Genomic DNA, 26,950 nt, shown 5'->3' with positions numbered 1-26,950 from the left:
TTACAAACTGGGGTTTAAATCGATTGATAAAATCGAAAAAACAGATGGTTTAATTGATTTTATAGAACAAAGCCAGCGAAAATGCTGGCTCTAGGGGAGGTGTGCAGTAAGCTTAAATTCAGCTTGTTGCTTATTCTTCAATAAAGGGTACGCCGTTTTTGATCCACTCAGCGGCTGGTTTGCCTTTTAAGTAGTGATCAAAATATTCCATCATGCGTACTGAGAAATCCACTTGGTTAGGGAATTTCTTCAGGTGATGTGGTTCACCTTCGTATTGTAAGAAGGTGGCATCTTTACCCGCACGACGAAGTGCTAGGTAGTATTGAACACCTTCGTGCCATGGCACAGCATCATCTTTGTCGCCAAACATAATCAGAATTGGGGTATTCACTTTATCAGCGAAGAACACCGGTGAGTTTTCGATGTATAGCTCTGGCGCTTCGAATAACGTTTTACCAATGCGGCTTTGCCCTGTTTCGTATTGGAACTGACGAGCAAGACCTGATTTTAAGCGAATACCGCTGTATGCACTGGTCATGTTAGATACTGGCGCACCCGATACAACCGCCTTAAACATATCTGTCTGCGTGATCATAAAGGCACTTTGGTAGCCTGCCCATGAGTGACCTTGTAAACCAATTTTATTTGGATCAGCAATGCCTAAATCAATCAACTTTTGAGTGGCGTTGATCATCGTTTGGGTTGACGATTTACCCGGATGACCAATTTCAAAACGGATATCAGGTAAGAAAATCGCATAACCATTTGAAGTAAACATCGGGAAGTTAGGACGATGATTTAATTCCATTTTCGGGAAGTCATACATGCGTTGGCTCATATAGCGGTAGAAGTACACAACCACTGGCACCTTATCGCCTTTTTTGTAGCCCGCAGGCTTAATTAATACGCCTTGTAAATCTTCACCATCAAACCCTTTATAGCTAATAAGCTCAGGTTTTTCGCCCCATGCAAAGTTGCTAATTTGTGGGTTGAGGTTGGTAACACGCTGTGGCTTTTTGAAGCTAAAATCAGCTTGGTAGTAATCAGGGAATTGCTGATATGTTTGTGCAGTAAAGAGATATTTATCGGCATTTTTCGCCTTTTTCACTACATCAAAGCGCTTTTTACCCGAAAGTACTTTGCTTACTTTATTGCTTGTTAAATCAAGTTTGGCAATTTCAGTTTGCTTATCTTGCAGGTTCTTTGCACTTAGCAATAATGTTTCGTCTTTGGCAAAGCCCACTTGGTCTTTATCTAGTTTAATAACACGATATTGGGTATTGCTTTCTTTACCTTGAGTTAGGCGCGTTGCTTTTTGTGTTGCGACATCAAAAGCCCAAATATCAAATTTACTGTAAACCAGCACTTGGCTGCTATCGTTTGACCAGCCAGCAAAACCATAACCCGGCTGAGGTGACGGGTAGTCATGTTTATCATCAGCAAAAATAGCGTTAATTGCTTTAGATAAGGTCGAAACCTTGTTGTTACCTAAATCTTTAAGCTGCACTTGGCTGTCTTGGAAAAATGCTGCAAATTGCCCATTTGGCGCAAGGCTTGGTCTAAACGGATAGTCGCTGACGATAGCGGTTTGTTTACCGGTTTTAACATCAACACTGAAATAATCTGCGTAAAAACCACCATACATAACACGTTCTAGGTAAGGTCGGTCTGAATAGCCTAATAGCGCTTCACGATGAGTATTAAGCGAAACCTCTGGCATGTTCGGTGTGCTCAACTGCACAACGTGCTGACCATTTACATGATATACCGCTTGGTAGTGACGAAGCTTATTTGCTTTGTTCCATTGCTGCTCTTCGCGAGGCTTAATTTCAGCGTCTTTGTTGTGCCAAACGTTAAGGCCCTTTTGGTCGCGAATGGTATCGAAATCATATAAAGAGGCTTCATCTTTGTATTCTTTTAGGGCAACTTTTGCAGCGAGTTTAGGGTGGTTTTCAAAGTATAAACGAGCACCATCTTCAGACCATTTTAGCGATGCTGTTTTGCCTATAGTCCAACTGCTATCTGCAGAATTAATAGTTGAAAGCGCCCCGTTTTGTAAAAGCTGTAAGCTGTGATCACGACGACGAGTATCATCATTCACATAATTGCCAATTAACAGCGCTGCGGTATTGCTGTTTGGCTGCCAAGCAATTTTGTTTGCCACAACACCTGGCTCATCGATCAACACACTAGTTTTAAAGTCATTATTAAGGTTAACTAATACAACTTGGTTGTCGGCACCATCACTGTAGCTTTGGCTTGCTAATAACTGCTCACCGGTACTGCTCATCGCATAGCTGAATACGTTGTTGAGAGTGTGCGTGGTTTTGTCTTGAAGGTTAACAAGCACTAAATCAAAGCTTTTATCTTTTTTGTCTGGCTTGATTTCGCTGCTGTTTTCGTCTTTTTCTTCGCTGTCTTTTTTATCTGCTTTTTTATCTGCTTTTTTATCGAGTCGGTAAGCAAGCCATGCACCATCATCCGATAATACATAGTCTTTTACATCGTTAAAGGTCTGTTGCTCACCACTTTTAGTATTCACTAAAACAAGGTTGTTCTTTAGCTCACCTTTTTTCTTGGTGGTTTCTTTTTCAAGTAAGCTTGGTACCTGAGTAAAAGCCACCCAGTTTGCTGCTTTATTAATAGTTGGGCGAGTACCGCGCTCAACGCTAGTTAGTAGGGTGTTGTTGTTTAATGTATAAACCTGACCTTGTGCATTACCGCGATAAGGGTCGGCACTAAAGCTAAGAATTTGGCCATCTTCAGAAAGTTGGGTGCCTTTTGCGTATTTAAAATCAAACACGTCTTTAAATTGCAGAGCTTCTTTCGCACTAATCTGTGCACTACCAAGGCTTGTCACCAAGGCTAAGCTCAAAAGTGATAATTGCGCTTTCATTCATCTTTCTCGTTGTTTTTAAATTGACGCACCCAGTGTAGCGTTTTTAATAAACAATTCGAGTAGAAACGATAAATCGCATATTTATCACGTTGGTTACGTAACTCTAATACATGAAGTTAAAAAGATACTTTAATAGTGAAGCCACCCTGCGTGTCAAAACTAAACTTACCACCTAAAGCAAGCACTCGCTCTTCAATAAATAAAAGGCCATAGCCACCAGATTCTGCGTTGTTACGCACTTGCTCACCATTATCTTTAATTAAGAGATCTATGGCTTGTTTATTTACACTCAACTGAACTAATAATTGTGAGGCGCTGCTGTGTTTAATGCAATTGGTAACAGCTTCTTGGCAGATTCTGTAAATAGCCGTTTGGTGTTCATCAGCCAAGGTACTGTTGATATCTAAGTTCGTTTGATACTCGATATCAGCTTTATTTAATAGGGATTTTAATTTGCCATTTTTTAGAGCGTGTTCAAGGCCTAACTCGTCAAGCTCTCTCGGTCTCAAATGATGCATAATTTGATACACAGAGTCATACATAGCTTTGGCATTTTCTCTAAGGGTAGCAATGATTGAATTATTGCTGTTTTGTTGTGAGAGTGATAATACTGCTAAATCTGTTTTTAGCGCTGTGAGATTTTGCCCTAATTCGTCATGTAATTCTTGAGACAGATATTTGCGTTCGTCTTCTTGGATTGTAACCATCCGTTTTGCAAGTTGTTTGTTTTTAGCAAGTAATTGAGAAAGTTGTTCATTGCTTTGTTGTAATTCAGCGTTTTTTAATTTGAGTTCATTTGTTGCAGTACCAATTAAAAGCCCAGTAATTGAGTTTGCTAAGATAAATAACTGACTTATATAAGTATTCGTTGCATCTTGTTGGATGCCTGCCTGTACAACAATTAGACTATTGCTGAGTAAAGCACTCAAAATAGCACCTGTTGTAGCAAACTTATAAGAAAACCAAAGAATAGGCAGTAAAGAGAACAAGCGTAGCAGAGAATATAGGTCAGGCCTATGTATATAGGCTGCAAGGTAAACTATGGTCAGGGCTAACAGCGCAATTACGAGTAAATAGTTGTTTAGCGTAATTTTATGTTTATAGCTTTCCTTAATACTTAGCAATATTGGCGCAACGAGTAGTGTCCCTGTTAAATCACCTAGGGTCATATTGAGTTGGTATTGTAATAACTGCTTACCAGCTAACCATGTAGTGAACTCAAAAGCACTAGCAAACAAAAACCACTTGATAGCGGCTGTTGAAGTAGCCAACAAAACGATTGAGATAACGCCGGTATTAGCATCGATCTTGGGTGGCCAGCGACTTTCTTTAAAGCAGTGTACTATTATCATGTAGGTAGCTTCTTGCCAAAAGCCATGTAATAAATCGAAGTGCCAAGCATCGTTATAAAACATGCCGATATAAGCAGCATAAAGCCTTGAGCTAAACCAAAGAATTGGCCAAAACCTAATTGGGAAGATAATAAAAAAAGCGAGCTTAACTCCCGCAGGCAAGAATATGGCGCTACTTTGCGCCACCGTTTCTAAATGATTACTTACCCAAGAAGAAAAGCATAAGGTAACAAAGTAAATAACAGCGACTAGAGCTTGTTTTGTAAACTCAGCAAAAGCTTGGTTTACAGATACATTCACGAAAGGAAAATTATGCCAGTTCATCAAGCGCAATGAGTCCATTATCTATTGCAATTTTGAGTAAATCGAACGAGTTAGATACTTTAAGTTTTTGGTAAATATTAGCCTTATGCACATGAGCAGTTTTAGGCATCATGTCTAACTGTTGCGCCACTTGTTTTGCGTTAAGCCCTTTTGCAAATAGAGGTAAAGCTTCCTTTTCTCTTGGTGTTAGTAAAGCGAGTTTATTAGAAGGGTCTTTATAGTTAAACTTCACATCTTCACTTATATACCTGCCGCCCTTAATTACAGAATTGACAGCGTCGATTAAGGCTTCTGATGCTGAACGTTTAGAGACGTAACCTTGCGCGCCCAAGCTAAGAGCGTTGCTTACATAAGGCTCGTAGTCATACATGGAGGCAACAATTGTTTTAATTTCAGGGTAGTAACTATTTAAGTAGCTTAAAAATGCTAGGCCAGTTTCTCCTTCATGCATTGAAATATCAACTATAAAAATATCAGGTTGTTCAATTTCAACGGCAAGTTTAGCTTCGCTAACCGTGCAGGTTTCAATAATTACCTGCCACTCCTGTTGTAGTTCTAGTAACTTTTTAAAGCTATCCCTTACTAGTTGGTGATCTTCAATAATACCAATACGCATGTTTCCCTCCATCAAATTTGATTATATCTTTAATTCAAATGGTTATGTCTAGGAATAATTCTTAGAATTTTGTGCGAACTACATCTTCTTTGTTGCTTATTCCATGAGTTTCAGAAACTTGTATGAATCGCTGTGTTATTGATCTTGGACAAGGTTGCGACATTGACTCTGTATGTTAGGGTGATACATTGAAATTGAACTGAAATTCTAGCTAAAGGAGTTGCCCATGTTAGGTGAGAAACACTCGTTATTGAATGAATTCCCTGAGTTTAATGAACTAATCCACAGCCTTGCGAAACACGATGCTCATTTCAAGAAAACCATGCAGCGTTATGATGATATGGATAAAGAAATTCGTGAGCTTGAATTGCAAAACTCGCCGATTGAAGATGCGGATATGCATGAAAAAAAGCATCAACGCGCCGTGCTTAAAGATGAACTTTATGACCTTTTAAAAGCCAATGCTTAATAATTGAATCGAAGCTAATGCTCCTGCTTACTGCATTCTTACGGTAGGAGCTTTTTCTCCCCTCTATTTTTACTCTCCAATTGTATTTAATCGCAATATGTCTTGAGTCAATCAAGGTTATGGTAGTCTTAGCGCGATTTTCTAAGGCAACAATGGAATAGTGCTTTGCACTGACTAGGATTAACATGATTAAAAAAATATTATTACAACTTCATTAGCACTCATGGGTGTTGTCGCTGTCGGTAGCGCGCACGCTGATGAAGGGCAGTGGCAACCGCATCAATTAAAACAATTACAAAGCGAGTTTGACCGCGTTGGTATTGAATTACCGGCATCACAAGTGGCAGATCTTAACCAATACCCACTCAATGCAGTGGTTGGTTTAGGCTATTGTTCAGCGTCATTTGTGTCACCAAAAGGCTTAGCGGTAACTAATCATCACTGTGCTTATGGCGCGATTCAAAATAACAGCACACCAGAAAACAACTTAATTGAAAAAGGTTTTTTAGCAGCTGATTTATCAAAAGAGCTACCTGCAGGCCCGCAAGAGCGTTTGTATGTAACTGAACAAGTGGATGATGTTACTGAGCGCGTACTGGGTAACTTACCTGCAGAACTACACGGCAAAGCGCGTTATGAAGCAATTCAAGCAAACCGCAAAGCCTTGATCAGCGAGTGTGAGTCAGATCCTAACTATCGTTGTACCGTGCGTGATTTCCACCATGGCTTAGAGTACTTCATGATCAAACAACTGATGATCAAAGATGTGCGCTTAGTGTATGCTCCGGCAGAAGCGCTGGGTAACTTTGGCGGTGACATCGATAACTTTGAATACCCACGTCACACGGCTGATTTTACTTTTGTACGTGGTTACGTTGGTAAAGATGGTAAGCCTGCAGATTACAGCGAAGATAACGTACCTTATGAGCCAAAGTCGTTCTTAAAAGTGAATGCAAGCGGCGTAAGCTTAGGTGATGGTGTGCTGGTGGCGGGTTATCCGGGTCGCACTAGCCGCTATAAACTTGCAGACGAAGTAAATTATTCAGCGAGTTGGTATTACCCAACATTGCTTAATACTTATAACATGACCCTAGACGTAATCGCCAAGCAGAGCGAAGGCGATGAGCAAGCACAAGTTAAATATGCTTCTCGTGTAAAAAGCACTAACAACCGTTTAAAGAAACTGGAAGGCTTACAAGATGGCTTTAAAGTAACGGATATTCCGGGTATTAAAGCTGCGCAAGAGCAAGAGTACCTCGCTTGGTTTGCACAAAGTGCTGAACGTAAAGCATACGCAGATTCATATCACGCATTAAAGTCATTATTAGTTGAAGCACATGCACAGCAACAAAGCCATTTTTACTTTGATTATGCAAAACGCGCAGACTTACTAAGCACGGCAATTCGTTTATATCGTTTAGCTAAAGAAAGTGAAAAACCAAATGCAGAGCGCGAAATGGGTTATCAAGAGCGCGATCTTCCTATGCTTAAAGCGCGTTTAGAGCGTTTACAAAAACAGTTTACGCCTGAAGTCGATAAAGCCTTATGGTTAAGCTACTTAGGTAACTATTTAGCGCAAGATAAAGCAGCGCAAGTTGCGGCATTAAACGACGGCTTAGGTATTACAGATACCACAACACAAGCTGAACTTGATGCGATTATTGCTTCTTTTTATGCTAATACAGAGCTTACAGATGTAGAAGCACGTGTTAACTGGATTGGTAAATCTGTCGCAGAGTTTGAAGCATCAAACGACCCATTCATAAAGCTTGCTGTTGCTCTATACGATACCAACATGGCACAAGAAGCTGACGAAAAAGAAATGGCGGGTCGTTTAGCTGAAATTCGCCCGCAGTATATGCAAGCCGTGATCGCTTTCAATAATGCTAAAGGTAAGCCAGTTTACCCAGATGCAAATGGCACATTACGCGTAAGCTACGCACAAGTTGATGGTTACCCAGCGGCAGATGCTGTGTATAAAACGCCATTTACATCACTACGTGGTTTAGTGGCTAAACACACAGGTGAAAAACCATTTGTTGTTACCGATAAAGTACTTGAAGCATACAAAAAGCAAGCATTTGGCGCGTATTACCGTGGTGACTTAGGTCTACCAGGCGTAAGTTGTAGCTTATTCAGCTTTGGTTGTGAATCACAAGCGGCTAAACCTCTTGAAGTTAACTCAGTACCAGTCAACTTTTTAAGTAGCGCTGATACCACAGGGGGTAACTCAGGTTCGCCAGTCATGAATGGTAAAGGTGAATTAGTGGGTCTTAATTTTGACTCGACTTATGAATCAATCACCAAAGATTGGTACTTTAACGCCAAAATCACCCGTGCTATTCACGTTGATATTCGATACATGCTTTGGTTAATGGAAGAAGTTGATAACGCAGGTTACCTACTTGATGAAATGACCTTAGTTAAATAGCCCTGCTATTTTGAAAATAACCGCAGCAATTGCTGCGGTTTTTTTATGTCTTTAATTTTTGCCAATCTAACGTTTTTAATTTGTTTATTTTCAATACTTTTGTAATGTACAAAGCAGATACTTTTACTTGGGAAAAATAATGAGCGCCAAACAAATAATAAAAGCCATTTCAGTGAGTGTTGTGGCAATAACGGCAAGCTTTAATGCCAGTGCAGCGAATACCGAAGCAATGTGGCCGGGCACGGCTTATAATCAGCAAATACCAACATTTAAACAAGTACTTGGATACGATGTAGGTGAGCGCATTACCAATTACAACGATATGCGCCGTTATTTAAGCGCACTTGAACAAGCTGCGCCTGATCGTATTAAAGTGTTTAAGTACGCAAACAGCTGGGAAGGTCGTGAACTGGTTTATGCGGTGGTTGGCACTGCGGAGCATATTCGCTCATTAGAAACTCTCGCCAATAACACCCAAGCCTTGGCTGATCCACGTATCACCTCTGAAAAAGAAGCTAAGTCGCTAATTAAAAATTTACCGACGTCTGTGTGGCTTCAGTATGCCGTGCACGGTAATGAAATTAGCTCAACCGATGCTGCTCTATTCACTGCATATCACTTACTAGCAGCCCCGAATGATGCCGTTAACAGCAAAATTTTAGATAACACCGTGATGTTTATCGATCCACTACAAAATCCTGATGGTCGTGAGCGCTTTGTTACTCGTTATTATGCGACCGTAGGTCTTGAGCACAGTGCAGATAGGTTAAGTGCAGAGCATAATGAGCCGTGGCCAAGAGGCCGAACAAATCATTATTTGTTTGATATGAACCGCGATTGGTTAGCACTTACTCAACCTGAAAGTAAAGGCCGAGTGGCTGCAATCAATAAATATAAACCGCAAGTAGTGGTTGATATTCATGAAATGGGCGGCGACCAATCTTACTACTTTGCACCGGCTGCTCAGCCATTTAATCCGCATATGACGAAAACTCAAATCGCCAACATGGATGCGATTGGGCAAAATCATGCGAAGTATTTTGATGAATTTGGCTTTGATTACTTTACCCGTGAAATTTTTGATGCCTTTTACCCAGGCTACGGTGATAGCTGGCCAGTATTTTATGGTGCATCAGCATCAACTTACGAAGTAGGCTCTGCGCGTGGCCATGTTTTTGAGAAAAATACCGGCGAACTACTCACCTATTTTAATACTGTAAAGCGTCAGTTTGTGGCCTCAATTTCGACTGCCGAAGGGGCTGCCAATCAACGTGAAAAACTACTAGGTGACTTTTATCAATATCAAGTTGATGCGATTGATTCGGGTAAAGATAGCAAAGAGCGTGTTTATATCTTACCTAAACAAAGTAACCGTGAAGGCGCTCATAGACTCGCAACCTTAATGGCTGAACATGGTGTTGAAGTTAAACAAGCAACTGAAGACTTCAAAGCCTGTGGCGTTAAGTACAAAGCAGGCAGCTATTTTATTGATACTGCACAGCCACGCGGGGTATTTGTACGTACCACCTTTACTGACCAAGTAGATATGGCAGAGGCTTTTGTAAAAGAGCAAGAAAGACGCCGCGCTCGTAACCTAGGTGATGAAATTTACGATGTCACAGGTTGGTCGCTGCCGATGATGTTTAATGTTGATAGCGATAGTTGTGGTCGCGCAGTTAGCGCAGATAGTAAAGCGGTTCAGGCCGACGACACATTGCTTGGTAAAGTGAATAATCCAGAAGCCTCAGTGGCTTATATTGTTGCTTGGGGTGATACGGCCGCAGCACGCTTTTTAACAGCAGCACTGCAAGCTGGCATTAAACTGAAAAGTGCTGACCAAGCATTTGTATTAGGTGATAAAACTAACTACCCAGCGGGTAGCTTAGTAATCGAAAAGCGCCTAAACGATAAAGACTTACTGACTAAAATTAGCCAAATTGCCGAGCAAACTGGTGCAATAGTTGATGGTGTTGATTCAAGTTGGGTGATTGAAGGCCCAAGCTTTGGTAGTAACAAAACAGTGCCTATGGTAGCACCAAAAGTGGCGATTGCATGGGATGCAGCCACTCGAGAGCTAAGCGCCGGTAACACTCGTTTTGTTATCGAAAGACAGCTTGGCTACCCGGTGACAGCTATTCGCACACCCATGCTTGCTTGGGCTGATTTAAGTGATTACCAAGTGCTTATTTTACCAGAAGGTAATTACGAGCAAGCACTCGGTAAATCGGGCGCGACTAATTTAAAAAGCTGGGTTGAAGCAGGTGGCGTGTTGATTGCCCTCGGTAATGCTAACCGTTTTACCACCAACGCTGATTACGGTTTGTTAGATGTTAAACGCGAGCAAGCTTACCGAGAAGATAAAGCCGACAGCAGCGATGATAAAAGCAGTAAAGTGGCAGGGCAGTTATTCGCTTCTCGTGATGATTTAAAAGCAGCGAGCATTGAGCCACATACATCGCCAGACTATGTAGCCGGTGTACTTGCTAATGTTGAAGTAGACCAAGAGCACTGGTTAACCGCTGGGGTTGATAAAGACCTTGTTGCGGTAGCTTACGGTAATGATATTTACACGCCTATAACACTGAACTCAGGTAAAAACCTAGCGTGGTTTACAGGTAAAGATGATGTGCTAGCAAGTGGTTATATGTGGCAGCAAAATAAAGCACAGCTTGCGTATAAGCCATTGCTTGTTCATCAACCGCAAGGCAAAGGCATGGTAATAGGCTTTACACAATCACCAACCTACCGCGCCTACCTTGAGGGCATGAATGTACTTTTAGCTAACACGATTTTCCGCGCTGCAGCACATGCTCAGTAAGCTAAAGGCCTAATTAAAAAGCCCGCTGACGTTGCGGGCTTTTTTGTGGGTAAAGTTTTATAGAGTAAAGCTCTAAAGGGAGTGAACAATGAAATAAAAAAGCCCGCAGGGCAAAGGGCGGGCTTTTAGTTTTTCAGGAGAGAAAGTGTTAAGACACAATTCCTAGAGGCTTACCTGTTTGCCAAGCGCCACGGGTAAAGTCTGGAATTGTTTTACTGTTACTTCTATCTGCAACCGATGCCATACTTTGCGGGAAGATTGATGACCATGCTGCGGCATCGTATACATCTTGATCGAGTGGCTCATTATTGCGTAAGCAGTAGATCATGCGCCAAAGCATAATGAAGTCCATACCGCCGTGGCCACCGTTACGTACTGCTTCTTCACCCATGCGTTTCCACAGTGGATGATCAAACTCAGCACGCCATTTTTCCATATCTTGATCCCAGCTATGGAAGTTTTGCATATGTGGCTTACGACCCTGTGAACCTGCTTTCTCCCAGGCAGCGAGCTCTGCTTCATATTGCTGTTGGTAAATTTTCGCGATAGCTGGTGGCACATCTTCAAGAGCAATACGATTAGGGAATCCTGCAAATGTGCCATTAGTACCTTGAATTAGGTTATGGCGGCTGTACGGGCGAGGGCTTGTGGTGTCGTGCTGAACCATAATGCTACGACCTTTCACTGTTTTAATAATGCTGGTATTCATGTCGCCAGCAGTAAATTTTAGTGAACGACGCTCGTGGCCTGCAGGGAATTCACGTTCTGCATAGGCGGCGCGGCCAAGCGCAGGTGAGCTGACTGAAATAACAAAGTCAAAGCGGTCACCACGGTTGATGTTCATATACTGAGAAACCGGGCCTAAACCATGGGTTGGGTATAAGTTACCGTTTACTTTGGTATGCCAATAAGTACGCCATGAGCCTGTGCTGCGGTCAATTTCTTTCATTTGCCAACGCAAGTCATGAATATAAGCTGCTTCACCATGCAATAACTCACCAAATACGCCTTTACGAACCATGTTTAAAACCATTAACTCGTCACGGCCGTAGTTAACGTTTTCCATCATCATGCAGTTCTTTTGCGTGCGCTCTGCGGTGTTTACTAATTGCCAACACTCTTCCATGGTGGTTGCTGCAGGTACTTCAACAAAGGCATGTTTACCACTTTCCATGGTCTCAACACTCATCGGTGTGTGCCATTTCCAAGGCGTTGAAATGATCACAATGTCGATGTCATCACGAGCGAGCATGTCTAAATAGGCTTTATCTGAACCCGTATAAGCAGTTGGTTTAGGTAAGCCTTTTTCAATAACATAATTAACAGACTTATCTAGCATTAGCTTATCTGTGTCGCAAATAGCTTTGATTTCAACACCTTCAATATGGCAAAGATGTTTCACATGGCCGCTACCACGTTGACCAACCCCGATAAAACCAACACGCACCACATCCATTGCAGGCACAGCTAAGCCCATTACGCTTTTACCTTGCGCTGCAAGAGGTGTGCTTTGATTATCACCTTGTTGGCTTTTCGCACAGCCAGTCACGACTGTCGCGGCGGTAATGGCTGCGGCAGATTTTAAAAAACTACGTCTATCTATTGTCATAACGATACCTAAATCACTGAGATTATTTTAATAGTGGGTTTCAGTTGTTTCTGTTATATCGCAACTAAAAGTTAATTACAATTAAATGCTTTCAAAATCTTTCAAATTGGTAGCTGTATTACCCTTAATGCCTTTTTATGGTTTTTTAGGTCAAATTTCAGCTTTGATTTGAACTTTCGTTTTCTTTCATTTTGTTGCGTGGTGTTTCGCTGTGTGCTACTGTAATTTCAAATCACGTATCTAACCTTTGATGTAAGCTGCTTGGAGAGAACCATGAATGCATTAAAAACGATTATTAATAACAATCGAGTAGGGCAAGCGCAGGGAATTTACTCTGTATGCTGCGCGCATCCACTCGTTATCGAAGCAGCGATGTTGCAAGCTCTTAATGATGACACTGAAATTTTAATTGAAGCTACGGCAAACCAAGTTAATCAGTTTGGTGGCTACACGGGTATGAAGCCTCATGACTTTGTTGAATTTGTTTATGCAATAGCCGAAAAAGTGGGTTTAGATACCCAGCGCATTATTTTAGGTGGTGATCACTTAGGTCCTGTGTGTTGGGTGAATGAGCCTGCAGAGGTTGCGATGGTAAAAGCTGTTGAACTTGTTAAAGCCTATGCGAGTGCGGGTTTTAAAAAAATTCATCTAGATGCCAGTATGCCATGCGCTGACGATGGAGAACGTTTAGCTGATGCAGAAATTGCCAAGCGTGCAGCATTGATGTGCCAAGCTGCCGAGTCGGTCTCAAAAGATAACGATATTCTTTATGTGGTTGGTACTGAAGTTCCCCCTCCGGGTGGGGCAACAGAAGAGCATGAAATTATTGAAGTATCCCATGTTGAAGGGGTACAGCAAACAATCGAATTACATCAGGCAGCATTTGCTAGCTTAAACATAAGTGACGTGTGGTCGCGTGTTATTGCTGTTGTTGTGCAGCCAGGGGTTGAGTTTGATAATCATCAAGTTTTTAATTACCAACGTAATGAAGCGCAAAAACTGAAAGAGTTTATCACTACTGTCGATAATCTTGTGTATGAAGCTCACTCTACTGATTACCAGCCAGATCATTGCTATCGCGAGTTAGTACAAGATCACTTTGCCATATTAAAAGTGGGGCCACAGCTTACCTATGCACTACGCGAAGGTTTATTTGCTTTAACTTATATTGAAGATCAGTTAGTTGAACCTGCTAAGCGTTCTAATTTACGTGATGTCTGTGAGCGCATCATGCTAGAAAAACCACATTATTGGAATAAGTTTTACCCATCGCAGGGTGCTGAAGCTAAGCTGTTTAGGGCTTATAGTTATAGCGATCGCATCCGTTATTACTGGCCTGAAGATGAGATAAAACAAACAGTAGAAACGCTGTTTGAGAACTTAGAAGGGCAAATTATTCCACAGACCTTACTTAGCCAATTTATGCCAATGCAATACAAAGCATTAACTAAGGGCCAAATTAACTCATCACCGCGTGAGTTAGTACTTAACAAAATAATGGAAGTGACGAATAGCTATTCGCTTGCTTGTAATCAATAAGTGGTGTTGAGAGAGAATTTAATATGACACAGTTTTTATCCTTAAACGAAACAGAACTTAAGCAACAGAACGCTTATTGGACCGCAAGAGAAATCACACAACAACCCAAATCATGGTGTAATACGGCAACAGTGATTGATAACAAGCGAGCTGAGATTAATGATTTTTTAGCGCCGATTTTAGCACTTAATAACTTAAAAGTTGTTTTAACAGGCGCTGGTACATCAGCTTATGTGGGCGAGGCTTTAACACCGCATTTAACTGCGAAAACCGATTTGGACGTATGTGCTGTCAGCACCACTGATATTGTCTCAAACCCATATGGTTTTTTACAAAAGGGCACGCCAACCTTACTTATTTCTTATGCGCGCTCTGGAAATAGCCCTGAAAGTGTCGCAGCGGTCGATATTGCAGAGCAAGTCGTTGAAAAATGTTATCACTTGGTTATTACCTGTAATGAAAACGGTGAGTTAGCTAAAAGCGCATCAGTTAAAAGCAATAGCTTAAGTGTGATAATGCCAAAAGAAACACTTGATGAGAGCTTTGCAATGACAAGTAGCTTTACCTCAATGCTGATTTCAACACTGTGTATTTTTACTCCAGATAGCGTTCAATTAGAAAAAGTTGTGGCGCATACTAATCAGCTACTCGATACGCAAATTGATGACATTAAGCGTTTTGCACAAAGTAACGTTGAGCGCTTAGTGTTTTTAGGAGCCGGGTCTTTACTTGGCTACGCCAAAGAAGCTGCATTAAAGTGTTTAGAGTTAACAAATGGTGAATTAATTAGTTATTTTGAAACGCCTTTGGGTTTTAGGCATGGCCCGAAAACCATTATTAATACCAAAACTGCCGTACTATTGATGTCATCAGGAAATCTATACAGCAGTTTATATGATACTGATTTATATAATGAATTAGTCAATGAACAGCAATGCCTGCGCATAGAAAAATTATCGGTAGGTACAAAGCAGCAACCGCTGGATGATGTGTGGCAAGGTCTGTATTATATTGTTTATTGTCAGATTTTTGCATTTTTTAAATCAATCTCACTCGGTTTAACACCTGACAATCCTTGCCCAACGGGCGAAGTTAACCGTGTTGTACAAGGGGTAACTATTTACCCGTTAACTTCTTGTTAGAAAGTGTTAGGTAGAGTATGGCTGTTTATGGACTCGATATTGGTGGAACAAAAATAGAAACCGCCATTTTTAATAATAATTTAGAGCAACAGCAGAGTTGGCGTATTACTACGCCAACTGATGATTATCAGCAATTTTTGCAGGCAATATATCAGCAGGTGCTAAAGGCCGATGAATTAACAAGTAGCCAAGGTGCGGTGGGCATCGGTATGCCAGGTATCATTAATGAGGCTGGCAAAGTGTTATCTGCCAATGTGCCTTGTGCCACAGGTAAGGTGATTGCCGACGACCTACAAGCATTATTAAAGCGCCCTGTTGCGATATTAAATGACACCCGATGTTTCGCTTTATCAGAAGCAAATGGCGGAGCCGGTGAAGGTTATAGCCGAGTATTTGGTGCCATTGTTGGTACGGGGGCTGCGGGTGGTATGTGTATTGATGGCACTTTGTTTAACCAAGGTTTAGGTATGTCGGGAGAATATGGTCATTTACCGCTTTCTGCGTATCTGCAACAAAAATATCAGCTGCCCGTTTTAAAATGTGGCTGTGGTTTAAATGGCTGTGTAGAAAGCTATATTGCAGGGCCCGGTGTACAAACTCTGTATCAACATATTACGCAATCCCCTAAATCAGCGATTGAATGGGCAAACGATATTAAGCTAGGTGATGAGCAAGCTTTAAAGGTGCTCGCTTGTTACTTAGATATTCTTGGCGAAACCTTTGCTGCCATTAGTAAAAGTTTGCACCCAGAAGTTATCGTACTTGGCGGGGGGTTGTCGCTCATTGATGCAATAGTAGAAAAGCTCCCTGATGCGATTCAAACTCATTTATTTTCAGGTTTTGCCGTGCCCGACGTGAAGCGTGCAAAATTTGGTGATTCTAGCGGCGTAAGAGGCGCTGCAATAATAGGAAGTGTTCATGCTAATTCCAACGCACCTTAATCGCTATTACTTAAAAGCCGCAAAAGTGGTGACTGCTGATGCGGTTTTATTCGATCATGCGGTCTTGGTCGAGCAAGGTAAAATTAATGCCATTACTACGCAAATGGCGCCCGAGATCGAGGTAATAGATTTAGGTGAGCATAGCTTATTTCCGGGCTTTATTGATTTACATATTCATGGCCGTGAAGGCTGCGATATTATGGACGGCACGCCAGAGTCGTTAGAGACTATTTCTCGGTCTTTAGCAAAACACGGCGTAACGGGATTTGTTGGCACAACGGTGACTGCAGACTGGGACGTCTCAATTCAAGCTTATAAAAATATGGCGAGTGCCTATAAAAAAGGCTTGGCTGGGGCGCAGTTGCTAGGGGCTTATAACGAAGGTTTATTCTTTGCAGAAGCACATAAAGGCGCACATAACGAGTCATTTTTTTTAGAGCTTACTAAACAGCGATTTGATGAAATTTATGCCGCATGTGAAGGTTGCTTAAGCTCATTTGCGTTGGCGCCAGAACTACTTAAATCCCCCGACATGATCCGCTATATCACCGATAAAGGTGTGCGTGTGATGCTGGGTCATACAGATGCTAATTTTGAGCAAACAACACAAGCTCTTGCTCATGGTGCCTGCGGTGGTGTGCATATTTTTAATGGTATGCGCGGTATTCATCATCGTGATCCCGGTTGTACTGGCGCACTGTTGATGGACAGCGATGCCATGGTTGAGCTTATTCCTGATGGTATTCATTTGCACCCGAGCATCATGAACATGGTTTACCGTTTAAAAGGGGCAGATAAAATTGCTCTGATCACAGACTGCGTAAGCGCCGGAGGCTTACAAGATGGTCGCTACCGCTTAGGTGAGCTTCCTATTGTGGTTGAGCAAGGTGTTGCACGAACTGAGAGCGGCTCTTTAGCGGGCAGTACATTAACCATGGAAGTTGGCGTTGAACGCTTTTATAACCTAACCGATGCAAGCCTAGTTGAAGCAACTAAAATGGCCAGTTTAGTACCCGCTGAGTTTTTAAATAAAGCGGAGCAAATAGGCAGTATTGCGGTAGGTAAGCAGGCTAATTTTGCCCTGCTCGATAAAGACTTTTCTGTTCAAGCAACGATCTGTGCGGGTAAGCAAATCTTTTAAAAGTTAAGTGAGAATGCAGGCAAAAGTATTTGATGCCATTGTTATTGGCAGTGGCATTACTGGCGGCTGGGCTGCTAAAGAACTAACCGAAAAAGGACTCAATGTACTGCTACTAGAACGTGGCAGACAGGTTGTGCACGGTACAGACTATATCACTGCGTTTAAAGAAGATTGGCAACTACCTTTTCGCGACAGGCCCAGCCTTCTAGAAAAGCAGAATCAAGCTAAACAAGCACGCACTGGCTATGCCACCAAACAATCAATAAAACACTGGTTTGTGAATGATTTGCAGCACCCTTATCTTGAATCACAGCGTTTTGATTGGATCAGAGGGTATCATCTTGGTGGGCGCTCATTAACTTGGGGGCGGCAATGCTTGCGCCTCAGTGATATAGATTTTGCAGCCAACAAACAAGATGGTCACGGTGTTGATTGGCCTGTGCGCTATCAAGATATTGCGCCTTGGTACGATAAAGTCGAAGCCTACATCGGGGTTATTGGCGAAGCGCTGAACTTACCTCAGCTACCAGATGGACCTTACTTACCTCCTTTTGCGCTTAATGCCGTAGAGCAGCAGCTTAAACAAAGTTTATTAACTCACTACACTAACCGTCACCTCACCATCGGGCGAGTTGCGCATTTAACTAAGGCCAAGCCTGAGCAAGGTCGTGCTCCATGCAGCAAGCGCAACCGCTGTATGCGAGGTTGTCCAACCGGTAGTTATTTTAGTAGTTTAGCCTCGTCCTTACCTGCAGCGATGCGTACTGGACGACTCACTATTCAGACTCACTCCATTGCTAAAGAGATTATTTACAATCCAGAAAGCGGGCAAGCCACAGGTGTGAAAGTAATTGATGCTGAATCTAAAAAAGAGTGTATCGCGAAAGCTAAGATTATTTTTTGCTGCGCATCAACGGTGGCTACAACAGCCTTGTTATTAAATTCAACCTCTGCACGCTTCCCTAATGGCTTAGGGAACGATAGTGGAGAGCTTGGCCATAACCTCATGGATCACCATTTTAGGGTTGGCGCAACGGGTGAACCAAAAGGTTTTGCTGATGACTTTAATGATGGCGACAGACCCGTTGGCTTTCATATCCCGCGCTTTCGAAACCTTGATGATAACGAGCAACATAGCTTTATTCGCGGCTATGGTTATCAAGGATACGCAACACGCAAAGATTGGCGACGGGGCTTTAAAGAACTTAGCTTTGGTAAGACTTTTCGAGAAGAGCTTGCCAAGCCTGGGCCTTGGCAAGTTGCATTGATAGGCTTTGGTGAATGCCTGCCTTATCATCGTAATAAAATGAGCTTAGATCCGGTATTAAAAGATCAATGGGGGCTACCTTTAGTTAATTTTGATTGCCAATTTGCTGAAAACGAGCAACGCATGCGCGAGGATATGAAAACGCAAGCCGTCGAGATGCTAAGCAAAGCAGGTTATCAAAATGTACAAGCATACGATAAAGGCTCAGCGCCGGGGCAGGCCATCCACGAAATGGGAACTGCGCGTATGGGGCATGATGCTTCAACCTCAGTGCTTAATCGTTACAACCAAATTCATAGTGTGCGTAACGTTTATGTCACTGACGGCTCGTTTATGTGCTCGTCGGGTTATCAGAACCCTTCGTTAACCTATATGGCATTTACTGCAAGAGCCGCGGATCACGCTGTACGGCATTATCAAAACGGGGTGTTTCATGGCTGATCTGCAAAGGCGAAATGCCATTAAATGTTTAGCTGCATTATTCGGTGCGGCTATTACGCCAGTGGCTGCGACTCAGTTATTTGATAAAACGGATGACAATCATTTTGAGGTGCTTAAAGCAGCGGCGCATCGGGATGTGGTCACGCAAATGCAGGCTGTTATTTTAGAGCTAGAGCCAAATGATCAGCTGTATTTTAATTTAGTCGCTTTCACAGATTTAATGCTGGCAAATACACTAACTCTGACTGAACGTACGGCATGTGTAAAAGGCGCTGAGCTGATTGCAGAAGGTGTTCTTTCATCGTCGCAATTAGCAAATAAACTCACAAGTTTATTTACTATCTCTTCGCAGCAGCAACAGCGCATAATAGCGCAGCAAGCCTTACCTTTTTCAGAAGTGAGCCTTGATAAGCGTGACGAGTATTTAATTTATAAGTGTATTTTTACTGTGCGTGAATTTTTGCTACTGGGCTATTTCACATCAGAAAAATTGCAGGCTAGTTAAAAATTAAAATAACTAAGCCTGCCCATGTCGTTACTTTCGCCAACTTGTTAGTTTGTGACCAATCAGTGCGTAATAAAGAATAAACGCATAGCAAGGGATCAACAGATAGTAAGCTTGTTGTGCATTGCCCGTATATTCTGCAAACACACCGTATACCAAAGGCAATAGAGCGCCACCAGAAATCCCCATAATCAGTAATGCCGCGCCGGTTTGGGTTTTATCACCAAGGTTTGCAAGGGCCATAGGCCAAATGGTCGGCCATACCAGCGCATTCGATAAGCCAAGTAATGCAACAAATAACACAGTATCTGGAAAACTGTTATCAGCAAGCCAAAAGAGCACTACGTTTGCAATCGCAGTTTGTTGCGGATCAATCAAAATGATGCCAAGTGAAAACACACAACCACTTAACGCGGAAAATATCAGCGCCTGTTGCTGACTAAAAAAACGAGGAATTAACACGATACCTAACACATAACCTAGCACCATAAAGCCCATGGTGTAAGAGGTGAGTTCAGCGAACTGCAATACCCCTTGTTCTTTGCCGTAAAGGCCAATGGTGTCGCCGGCAATAACTTCTGCGCCTATGTAAAAGAATAGAGCTATCACGCCTAAAACCAAGTGTGGGAATTGCAGTACTGATTTACTCTCGCTGTTGTTGCTAGTTTTTGGTTGCTCAATATCAGGTAATGGAGCCAGCATAATCAACGCCGCTAATATCGCTAATGCGATTGCCATTACAAAGTAAGGAGTAATTAAACGATTAGCCAGTTCTTGTAACTGCAATTGCTTTTGAATGCTGTTCAATTGGGCGAGAGCTTCAGGGCTAAAGCTGGCAATGTCGCTAAATACAATCGCAGAGAAGAGCAATGGAGCAACCACACCTGCGCTCTTATTGAGAATACCCATGATGCTAATGCGTACGGCTGCCGTGTCTTTAGAACCAATTAGCACGATGTAAGGATTCGCAGCGGTTTGTGATAAGGTGAGGCCGCTTCCTAAAGTAAATAAGGCAACCAAAAATAACCAATAAGCCTGAATTTGTGCGGCAGGAATAAACAACAACGCGCCAAATGCCATGGTGCCTAAACCAAATGACATACCATGCTTATAACTAAATAATTTCAATATCTTAGCGCTCGGCAGTGCCATGACGGTATAGGCGATATAAAACACCAATGTCACCATGTAAGCTTCAATATGGTTGAGATCACAGACCATTTGTAGAAATGGAATCAAAGATCCATTGAGCCAAGTTATAAAGCCAAATAAGAAAAACAAGCCACCTATGATCAACATAGGTAGTAATTGTGTACGGTTGGTGTGTTCTGTTTGCTCTAATAGTGAGCTTTGTGTTGTCATTTTTGTCACCAATAAGTTAACGGTAGATTAATGATAAAACATTTTTCGTAAGTTTTGAAAGTTTTATTTTATTTCGAAACTAAGCTTGGCTTTGAAACTGTAAATTGTGTAATATTGAACTACGAATTTGAAAGCAGCTATATAAACAACAGGCCAGCTATGCTAACCACAATAGAAAGAAGACAAAAAATCGTTCTGATGACCGAGGAAAATGGCAAAGTAAATGTTAAAGATCTTGCGAAAACTTTTGATATTTCTGAGGTTAGTATTCGCCATGATCTTAACGAACTGGGCAAGCGTGGTCTGGTTGTTCGTTCTCGCGGCGGCGCAATTGCTTGTGATAAATTGGTCAAAGAGTTATCAGTTAAAGATAAGCATAACGAAAATTATGCTGTGAAAGTTCTACTGGCAAAAGCTGTTGCAAATTTAGTTGATGATGGCGATTCACTAATTATTGATTCGGGCACCACAACCGAAGAAGTCGCGAAAGCATTGACCAACAAACAAGACTTAACCGTGATGACAAACGGCCTCAATATCGCACATGTACTGGCTGATATAGACGATGCCAATGTATTTATGCTGGGTGGGCAATTGCGCAAGAAATCAATGTCTTTTTACTCAAATGAAGTTGAACAAGCACTCAGTAAATATAATTTCAAAAAGGTTATTTTAGGAGTGGATGGCATAGATCCTGAAACGGGGATCACCACCCATTATGAGCCTGAAGCAATGTTAAACCGAACAATGTGCACACGTGCAGATCAAGTGATTGCTGTAACTGATTCAAGTAAATTTGGTAAACGGGCTTTGTATAATGTATTACCACTAAAATCAATCGATGTGCTAGTAACCGATAAAAACATGCCAGCTGAATTTGTTGAGTCATTGGTTGCTTTGGGGATCGACGTAATCACTGTTTAGAGCTAGTAGCATACTGACAAATTACCTAAACCTTAAGGAGGTTATTATGGCAGGAATAAGTGTTTGGCAATTAGCTATTATTGCCGCAATTGTGGTGCTTTTATTTGGCACAAAAAAACTGTCACGGATCGGTGGTGACTTAGGGACATCAATTAAAGGGTTTAAACGTGCAATGCAAGATAAACCCAAAGACGAAGCCTGATAATCTTTGTCTCAAATAATGTTATTACCTTGCTCTGGGTCGCGAGATTGATCTGCTTGCACACGGATATCATCGGCATCACTGCTAACATCATCAAGGCTGTGATCGTCGAGTGATTTTGCTGTTTTTGGATCAGCGCTTACGTTATTGTTTGGCTGTTCGGTATCGTTTTCGCTATTTAAAATAATTCGCTCGCGAGCATCATCCGGCATGCTTATTTGCTCCGCTAAATAAGTATTGACCAACTCTCGCATCAATTGTGAGGCCACTTTGATAGTACTGTGTTCGTTACTATTTACCCAAAAATAAATGGTTAGATTAAGAGTTGCTGAGCCTAATGAATTAATAAGTACTTGGCTTGGCGGATCATTAATAACAGCAGGGTTTTGATTAACCACTTTCATTGCTAATTGTTGGGCATAGCGAATGTCATTATCGTAGCCAATGCCAACATTAAAGTGGCCCCGCATTTTTGGGTTTGCGGTGAGGTTTTTAATAACGTTTTTATATACGGTCGCATTGGGAATTTGAATATGATTACCGTCAAAGTCAACCAAGGTGGTGGCGCGCGCCGTAACCTTTTTAACTACTCCTAAACGACCATCTACTTCAATAACATCATCAATACGAAAAGGGCGCTGCACGCTAAGTAGCATACTTGAGATAAAGTTTTCGGCGATATCGCGAAAAGCAAAACCTAAAATAAGCCCAATTAAGCCAGTGCCACTCATAATAGCCACAGCAAAACTGGTGAGCCCTGCAAGACGCAAAAATAAGTACACGCCAAACAAGATAATAATAATGCTAAAAAAGCGCCTCGTAACGACATGTAAAAGTTTGCTTTCGCTCACAAAGCCAAGCGGTTTTATTAATAAATACGATAAAGGGCGGGCCAACAAGTAACAGATAATGATGGCCGCAATACCAAGTGTCAGTGCAGGTAACATTTGCCATGCAGTATGTAAAAACTGCGTAATTTGAAAGTTTAAGTCTTGCCAAGATAAGCTTTCAGAAACTGTTTGAGATGCTATGGAAATTGATGCTGTTAAAACGTTAGCTAGTTGATTTTCAGTAAGTAAATAATAACTCATTGCACCGCTCCATGGATCTTTAAGTTGCTTCAATAAGTTTAGTTCAATGCAATTCAGGCGCCATAATTACTGGCAAGTTGTTTGCAACATTGTACTTTTCACAGTCATTCTTTGGGTCACTTATGGCGAATGGTAACCGCGGTTTTCAAGCTCGTTCACCGATGGAAATCCCAATTCGAGGTTGGTGGGATATCAGTAAACGGGTTTATCACAACCTATCACAAGACAATTTATCTTTTGTAGCAGCTGGCGTGGCATTTTATGCTCTTTTAGCTATTTTTCCTGCTCTGGCAGCTATTGTATCCGTATATGCCTATTTTGCTTCTCCCACAGATATCCATGATCAGTTAGATAAGGTGATTGCGATATTACCTGCAAGTAGTCGTGACATCATTTTGCTTCAAGTTAGCGATATCACTCAGCAGTCAAATAAGGTATTGAGTGCAAGTGCCATAGGTACCTTTCTATTAACTATTTGGAGTAGCAGTAAAGGCTGCCAGGCACTTATTACCGCCTGTAATATTACTTATCATCAGCGTAATAAGCGTCAGTTCCTTATGGCATTAGTGGTGCGTTTTTTATTTTCTCTGGGTGCTATTGTTGTTGCGCTGGTGGCATTATTGATCATTGGTATCTTACCGATTGTACTCAACTTAGTTGGCTTAACAGAGCTTATCGACTTAATGATTCAGCTCATTACTTGGCCATTGTTAGCCATTATTTTTAATCTCGCTTTAGCGTTTTTATATCGTTATGCGCCTCATCGAACTCCAGCTAAATGGCGCTGGATCACGCCGGGCTCAATGCTTGCTACGTTAATGTGGATCATCGCATCAATTGGTTTTTCATATTATGTATCTCAATTTGCTAGTTATAACGAAACCTATGGATCGCTAGGTGGTGTGGTGATCATGTTGATGTGGCTTTATATCAGCGCATATATCATCATTTTTGGTGCGGCTATCAATGCCAGTACAGAGCAACAAACTCTAGTTGATAGCACTATTGGGCCAGAAAAAGCTGTAGGGAAACGCGGCGCGATCGTGGCCGATAGATTGACAATTAAACAACGAGAAAATGAGCAATAAGACGCAGTCGAGTTACTCCTAGACTTAAGGTAACCCCTAGGCCCTAATTGACATTTTTAGAATTGACTTCTATTAAATATTTAATCCTAAAGTTCGATTTTGGTTTTTATGGCTCGTACTGTGATTTTACGTATCAGTAGGTCAGAAAGTTAAATCTGCGATCTCTAGCTGTAATCATATTTATAGGTCATGAAATGCAAAAAGAGCTCCAACTTAATATTAAGCGTTTATCTTTACTTAATTTGGTTGCTGTAATTCTAGCTGGGTTAACGGCTTTGTCAGTTTATTTAATGTATGGCAGTTTAAAAACCATAGAGGCTGAAACTAAGGTTAGGTATCAGTCTTATATTTTGGCTGAGCAAGTCAGACAAAGTTCAGATCAATTAAGTTTAATGGCAAGGGCTTATACGGTAACAGGCAATACTAAATTTTTAGACTTTTTTAACCAAATTCTAGCTATTCGCAATGGTGAAGCGCCACGTCCAGAAGATTATCACCGTGTTTATTGGGATATGTTAATGCCTCATAACGGTAAGGCTCCATTTCCTGACGGTGAAAAAAAATCACTCCAAGTTATGCTAAATTCCATTGGTATAACAGATGAGGAGATGCAACAAATCCGGCTTGCAGAAAAAGCATCAAATGATTTAACAAAAATTGAGTACGCTGCTTTTCAAGCTTTAGCAAATAAACCTGACGAGAATATGGAAAAGGAGCAAATTGACGCGATTCTGAGTTTGTATAGTGATGATTACTTTTTGGCAAAGTCAGAAATAATGAGTCACATTAATAACTTTTTGTTTATGTTAGATTATCGAACCGAACAAAACCTTGATATCGCGACGCGAGATCACTACTTGATGTCGCTTTTCTCTTTTTGCTGCTTTATTACCATTTTAATTGTGCTGTATTTTATCGGCCGTTTGCGCAAATCACTTAATCATTTATATGTGTCTTCACTTGAAGCTGAAGTGGCAGAAAAAACATCTTCTTTGACTGAGAAAAACGTGCAGCTTAAAGAATCTATGGATTTAATGGCAAAGACTCAAAAATACTTAATGGAAGCAGAAAAAACAGCAGCACTAGGTCGTCTAGTTGTTGGGGTAGCACATGAAGTCAACACGCCTGTAGGTATATGTATAACAGCTGTCAGTTACCTTGAAGATGAAAATAAAAAGATGGGAAAAGTGCTAGCTGATAAACGCGTTAGTAAAGGCTCACTTGAAAAATATGTACATACTTCAGAAGAAATTAGCTTATTACTTCATTCTAATTTAGATCGATTAGTTGAATTGATAACAAGCTTTAAACAAATTGCCGCTGATCAGCATTGTGATGAATTAAGGGTAATTAACTTGAATCCGCATCTGCATGATATTGTGATGTCGTTTAAGTCAGATTCTAAAAATAAAAATGTTGAGGTGATTTTTAACATACCCGATGATTTAAAAATTCAAAGTTACCCAGGAACATTTAATCACGTTATGACAAACTTGTTTTCAAATGTTTTTTTTCATGCGTTTGATGGGCAGATTGAAGGCGCAAAAATAGAAGTTTCAGCAAGTTTTAAACATAATAATGTTTTTATAAGTGTTAAAGACAATGGCTGCGGCATAAGCGAAGATATTCAAGATAAAATATTTGATCCTTTTTTTACTACTAAGCGTGTCCAAAAAAATACTGGTCTAGGGCTTTATGCTGTTATGAATTTAGTTACGCAAAAATTAAAGGGCTCGATTAGTTTCGAATCTGAAGAACAGACAGGCACCACTTTTTATTTAACTTTGCCAAATCTTCAAACTGAGCATGAAATAACGCAGAGCGATGATATAGAACCTCTTTAGTATTCGCTTTTATAGAACGTTAGATGCTTATTTTACTCATGGTTGTTAGTTAAAATAGCGCCTAAAATCACTTCATACAATTTACGGGAGTAAAGTTATGAAAGTGATTCAACAATTAAATAGCCATGCCACACAAGATGGTGATGGCGTAAACATCAGCCGTATTCCAGGTTTTGATGGCAAGTACTTAGACCCTTTCTTAATGATCGATGAGCTTAAATCCGATGACCATAGTGATTTTATGGGCGGCTTTCCTGCGCACCCTCACCGTGGTATCGAAACCTTTACTTATATTATTAAAGGTGGCTTTGAGCACCAAGATCAAATGGGTAACAAAAAAGCAATTCGTGCTGGCGATGTGCAGTGGATGAGTACCGGTTTTGGTGTGATCCACAGTGAAATGCCATTAGCAGATGCTAAAGAAGGTATGCATGGCTTTCAGATTTGGTTAAATATGCCAAGTGCCGAGAAGCTAAGAGCGCCGCGATATCAAGATACCACTGAAGCGCCAGCACCAACGACTCAAAATGAGCAAGGTGTTGAGCTAAAAGCATTAGCTGGAAGCTGGCAATTTGCAGGTGAAAAGCAGGACTCTAGCCTACAAGATCTCGCCGCTGATGGCATGCTTGCTGATGTGACTTTACCGGCTGGCACGCAGTTTTACCATACACCGCTTACACAAACTAAGGTGATGATCTATATCCATACCGGAGAAATTCATACTGAACAGGGCGGACCAGTTAAAGCAGGTAGCTTATTGATTTTAGAGCCTGGCAGTGACATTGAGTTTAACTCGCAAACGGGTGCAGGGGCGTTAATTCTAGCCGGTGAGCCGCTTAAGCAACCAATCGCTCATATGGGCCCGTTTGTAATGACAACCCAAGCTGAGTTACAACAAGCAGTACGTGACTATCAGCTAGGTAAATTTGGCACACTATAGGAGGT

Annotated in this window: 20 protein-coding genes; 14 read left to right on the top strand and 6 right to left on the bottom strand. The window is 41.4% G+C overall.

Annotation, left to right across the window (positions count from 1 at the left end):
* Positions 1-130: 130 nt before the first annotated feature.
* From L1266_RS07715 to L1266_RS07705, 3 genes are all read right to left on the bottom strand, one after another.
* Positions 131-2,896 (bottom strand): S9 family peptidase, encoded by a 2,766-nt coding sequence (locus L1266_RS07715; RefSeq protein ID WP_235377220.1) that lies wholly within the window; start codon positions 2,894-2,896, stop codon positions 131-133.
* Between the two features lie 119 nt (positions 2,897-3,015).
* Complete coding sequence (locus tag L1266_RS07710; protein WP_235377219.1) at positions 3,016-4,575, bottom strand: MASE1 domain-containing protein; 1,560 nt, start codon at positions 4,573-4,575, stop codon at positions 3,016-3,018.
* Entirely contained in the window at positions 4,562-5,191 is a 630-nt protein-coding gene (locus L1266_RS07705; RefSeq protein ID WP_054552760.1) for a response regulator transcription factor, read from the bottom strand. Before L1266_RS07705 ends, L1266_RS07710 begins: the two co-directional genes overlap by 14 nt.
* A 226-nt stretch (positions 5,192-5,417) precedes the next feature.
* Between L1266_RS07705 and L1266_RS07700 the strand changes: the two genes are divergently transcribed.
* The 3 genes from L1266_RS07700 to L1266_RS07690 all read left to right on the top strand — a co-directional run bounded on the left by L1266_RS07700 (position 5,418) and on the right by L1266_RS07690 (position 10,909).
* Positions 5,418-5,660 (top strand): YdcH family protein, encoded by a 243-nt coding sequence (locus L1266_RS07700; RefSeq protein ID WP_054552759.1) that lies wholly within the window; start codon positions 5,418-5,420, stop codon positions 5,658-5,660.
* A gap of 223 nt (positions 5,661-5,883) precedes the next feature.
* Positions 5,884-8,091, top strand: coding sequence for a S46 family peptidase (locus L1266_RS07695; protein ID WP_235377218.1), 2,208 nt, complete (start codon positions 5,884-5,886; stop codon positions 8,089-8,091).
* A 139-nt stretch (positions 8,092-8,230) separates the two neighbouring features.
* Positions 8,231-10,909 carry a M14 family metallopeptidase gene (locus L1266_RS07690; RefSeq protein WP_235377217.1) on the top strand — a complete coding sequence of 893 codons (2,679 nt, stop codon included), beginning with the start codon at positions 8,231-8,233 and terminating at the stop codon, positions 10,907-10,909.
* A gap of 148 nt (positions 10,910-11,057) precedes the next feature.
* Here the strand turns inward: L1266_RS07690 and L1266_RS07685 are convergent, their stop codons facing one another.
* Positions 11,058-12,518 carry a Gfo/Idh/MocA family protein gene (locus L1266_RS07685; RefSeq protein ID WP_235377216.1) on the bottom strand — a complete coding sequence of 487 codons (1,461 nt, stop codon included), beginning with the start codon at positions 12,516-12,518 and terminating at the stop codon, positions 11,058-11,060.
* Between the two features lie 273 nt (positions 12,519-12,791).
* Between L1266_RS07685 and L1266_RS07680 the strand changes: the two genes are divergently transcribed.
* From L1266_RS07680 to L1266_RS07655, 6 genes are read left to right on the top strand one after another with little or no spacing between them, the layout of a single operon-like run.
* Positions 12,792-14,057 (top strand): D-tagatose-bisphosphate aldolase, class II, non-catalytic subunit, encoded by a 1,266-nt coding sequence (locus L1266_RS07680; protein WP_054552755.1) that lies wholly within the window; start codon positions 12,792-12,794, stop codon positions 14,055-14,057.
* A gap of 23 nt (positions 14,058-14,080) precedes the next feature.
* Complete coding sequence (locus L1266_RS07675; RefSeq protein ID WP_235377215.1) at positions 14,081-15,199, top strand: SIS domain-containing protein; 1,119 nt, start codon at positions 14,081-14,083, stop codon at positions 15,197-15,199.
* A 17-nt stretch (positions 15,200-15,216) separates the two neighbouring features.
* Positions 15,217-16,140, top strand: coding sequence for an ROK family protein (locus tag L1266_RS07670; RefSeq protein ID WP_235377214.1), 924 nt, complete (start codon positions 15,217-15,219; stop codon positions 16,138-16,140).
* Positions 16,118-17,281 (top strand): N-acetylglucosamine-6-phosphate deacetylase, encoded by a 1,164-nt coding sequence (nagA, locus tag L1266_RS07665; protein ID WP_235377213.1) that lies wholly within the window; start codon positions 16,118-16,120, stop codon positions 17,279-17,281. Before L1266_RS07670 ends, nagA begins: the two co-directional genes overlap by 23 nt.
* 13 nt (positions 17,282-17,294) lie before the next feature.
* Positions 17,295-18,989, top strand: coding sequence for a GMC oxidoreductase (locus tag L1266_RS07660; RefSeq protein WP_235377212.1), 1,695 nt, complete (start codon positions 17,295-17,297; stop codon positions 18,987-18,989).
* Positions 18,982-19,494 (top strand): hypothetical protein, encoded by a 513-nt coding sequence (locus L1266_RS07655; protein WP_235377211.1) that lies wholly within the window; start codon positions 18,982-18,984, stop codon positions 19,492-19,494. Before L1266_RS07660 ends, L1266_RS07655 begins: the two co-directional genes overlap by 8 nt.
* Positions 19,495-19,524: 30 nt before the next feature.
* On the opposite strand, the gene L1266_RS07650 is transcribed toward L1266_RS07655, so the two are convergent.
* Entirely contained in the window at positions 19,525-20,856 is a 1,332-nt protein-coding gene (locus tag L1266_RS07650; protein WP_235377210.1) for a sugar MFS transporter, read from the bottom strand.
* 159 nt (positions 20,857-21,015) lie between these two features.
* Here L1266_RS07650 and agaR point away from each other — a divergent pair, with 159 nt between their 5' ends.
* Together agaR and tatA are read left to right on the top strand one after the other, a co-directional pair.
* Positions 21,016-21,780: a transcriptional repressor AgaR gene (gene agaR, locus L1266_RS07645; protein ID WP_235377209.1), complete on the top strand. Its 765-nt coding sequence runs from the start codon at positions 21,016-21,018 to the stop codon at positions 21,778-21,780.
* A gap of 46 nt (positions 21,781-21,826) precedes the next feature.
* Entirely contained in the window at positions 21,827-21,982 is a 156-nt protein-coding gene (gene tatA, locus L1266_RS07640; protein WP_082389242.1) for a twin-arginine translocase TatA/TatE family subunit, read from the top strand.
* A gap of 11 nt (positions 21,983-21,993) precedes the next feature.
* Here the strand turns inward: tatA and L1266_RS07635 are convergent, their stop codons facing one another.
* Entirely contained in the window at positions 21,994-23,073 is a 1,080-nt protein-coding gene (locus tag L1266_RS07635; protein WP_235377208.1) for a mechanosensitive ion channel family protein, read from the bottom strand.
* A gap of 122 nt (positions 23,074-23,195) precedes the next feature.
* Here L1266_RS07635 and L1266_RS07630 point away from each other — a divergent pair, with 122 nt between their 5' ends.
* The 3 genes from L1266_RS07630 (at position 23,196) to L1266_RS07620 (ending at position 26,945) form a co-directional block, all read left to right on the top strand.
* A complete protein-coding gene (locus L1266_RS07630; protein ID WP_235377207.1) occupies positions 23,196-24,161 on the top strand; it encodes a YihY/virulence factor BrkB family protein in 966 nt (321 codons plus the stop codon).
* Between the two features lie 194 nt (positions 24,162-24,355).
* Positions 24,356-26,005, top strand: coding sequence for a sensor histidine kinase (locus L1266_RS22360; RefSeq protein WP_209327278.1), 1,650 nt, complete (start codon positions 24,356-24,358; stop codon positions 26,003-26,005).
* A gap of 97 nt (positions 26,006-26,102) precedes the next feature.
* The gene (locus L1266_RS07620) at positions 26,103-26,945 is read left to right on the top strand and encodes a pirin family protein (RefSeq protein ID WP_054552745.1); all 843 of its coding nucleotides are present in this window, start codon (positions 26,103-26,105) and stop codon (positions 26,943-26,945) included.
* The last annotated feature ends 5 nt before the right edge of the window (positions 26,946-26,950 follow it).

Origin of the sequence: Pseudoalteromonas sp. Cn5-37 (assembly GCF_021532495.1) — a bacterium.
Taxonomy (GTDB): Bacteria; Pseudomonadota; Gammaproteobacteria; order Enterobacterales; family Alteromonadaceae; genus Pseudoalteromonas; species Pseudoalteromonas simplex.
The sequence above is the reverse complement of the archived record's forward strand: the minus strand, read 5'-3'. Positions and strand labels throughout refer to the sequence as shown.

What these genes read in the sequence shown, in the direction of transcription:
- L1266_RS07715 (WP_235377220.1), bottom strand. Translation starts at nt 2,896, where the DNA reads ATGAAAGCGCAATTATCACTTTTGAGCTTAGCCTTGGTGACAAGCCTT.
- L1266_RS07710 (WP_235377219.1), bottom strand. Translation starts at nt 4,575, where the DNA reads ATGAACTGGCATAATTTTCCTTTCGTGAATGTATCTGTAAACCAAGCT.
- L1266_RS07705 (WP_054552760.1), bottom strand. Translation starts at nt 5,191, where the DNA reads ATGCGTATTGGTATTATTGAAGATCACCAACTAGTAAGGGATAGCTTT.
- L1266_RS07700 (WP_054552759.1), top strand. Translation starts at nt 5,418, where the DNA reads ATGTTAGGTGAGAAACACTCGTTATTGAATGAATTCCCTGAGTTTAAT.
- L1266_RS07695 (WP_235377218.1), top strand. Translation starts at nt 5,884, where the DNA reads ATGGGTGTTGTCGCTGTCGGTAGCGCGCACGCTGATGAAGGGCAGTGG.
- L1266_RS07690 (WP_235377217.1), top strand. Translation starts at nt 8,231, where the DNA reads ATGAGCGCCAAACAAATAATAAAAGCCATTTCAGTGAGTGTTGTGGCA.
- L1266_RS07685 (WP_235377216.1), bottom strand. Translation starts at nt 12,518, where the DNA reads ATGACAATAGATAGACGTAGTTTTTTAAAATCTGCCGCAGCCATTACC.
- L1266_RS07680 (WP_054552755.1), top strand. Translation starts at nt 12,792, where the DNA reads ATGAATGCATTAAAAACGATTATTAATAACAATCGAGTAGGGCAAGCG.
- L1266_RS07675 (WP_235377215.1), top strand. Translation starts at nt 14,081, where the DNA reads ATGACACAGTTTTTATCCTTAAACGAAACAGAACTTAAGCAACAGAAC.
- L1266_RS07670 (WP_235377214.1), top strand. Translation starts at nt 15,217, where the DNA reads ATGGCTGTTTATGGACTCGATATTGGTGGAACAAAAATAGAAACCGCC.
- nagA (WP_235377213.1), top strand. Translation starts at nt 16,118, where the DNA reads ATGCTAATTCCAACGCACCTTAATCGCTATTACTTAAAAGCCGCAAAA.
- L1266_RS07660 (WP_235377212.1), top strand. Translation starts at nt 17,295, where the DNA reads ATGCAGGCAAAAGTATTTGATGCCATTGTTATTGGCAGTGGCATTACT.
- L1266_RS07655 (WP_235377211.1), top strand. Translation starts at nt 18,982, where the DNA reads ATGGCTGATCTGCAAAGGCGAAATGCCATTAAATGTTTAGCTGCATTA.
- L1266_RS07650 (WP_235377210.1), bottom strand. Translation starts at nt 20,856, where the DNA reads ATGACAACACAAAGCTCACTATTAGAGCAAACAGAACACACCAACCGT.
- agaR (WP_235377209.1), top strand. Translation starts at nt 21,016, where the DNA reads ATGCTAACCACAATAGAAAGAAGACAAAAAATCGTTCTGATGACCGAG.
- tatA (WP_082389242.1), top strand. Translation starts at nt 21,827, where the DNA reads ATGGCAGGAATAAGTGTTTGGCAATTAGCTATTATTGCCGCAATTGTG.
- L1266_RS07635 (WP_235377208.1), bottom strand. Translation starts at nt 23,073, where the DNA reads ATGAGTTATTATTTACTTACTGAAAATCAACTAGCTAACGTTTTAACA.
- L1266_RS07630 (WP_235377207.1), top strand. Translation starts at nt 23,196, where the DNA reads ATGGCGAATGGTAACCGCGGTTTTCAAGCTCGTTCACCGATGGAAATC.
- L1266_RS22360 (WP_209327278.1), top strand. Translation starts at nt 24,356, where the DNA reads ATGCAAAAAGAGCTCCAACTTAATATTAAGCGTTTATCTTTACTTAAT.
- L1266_RS07620 (WP_054552745.1), top strand. Translation starts at nt 26,103, where the DNA reads ATGAAAGTGATTCAACAATTAAATAGCCATGCCACACAAGATGGTGAT.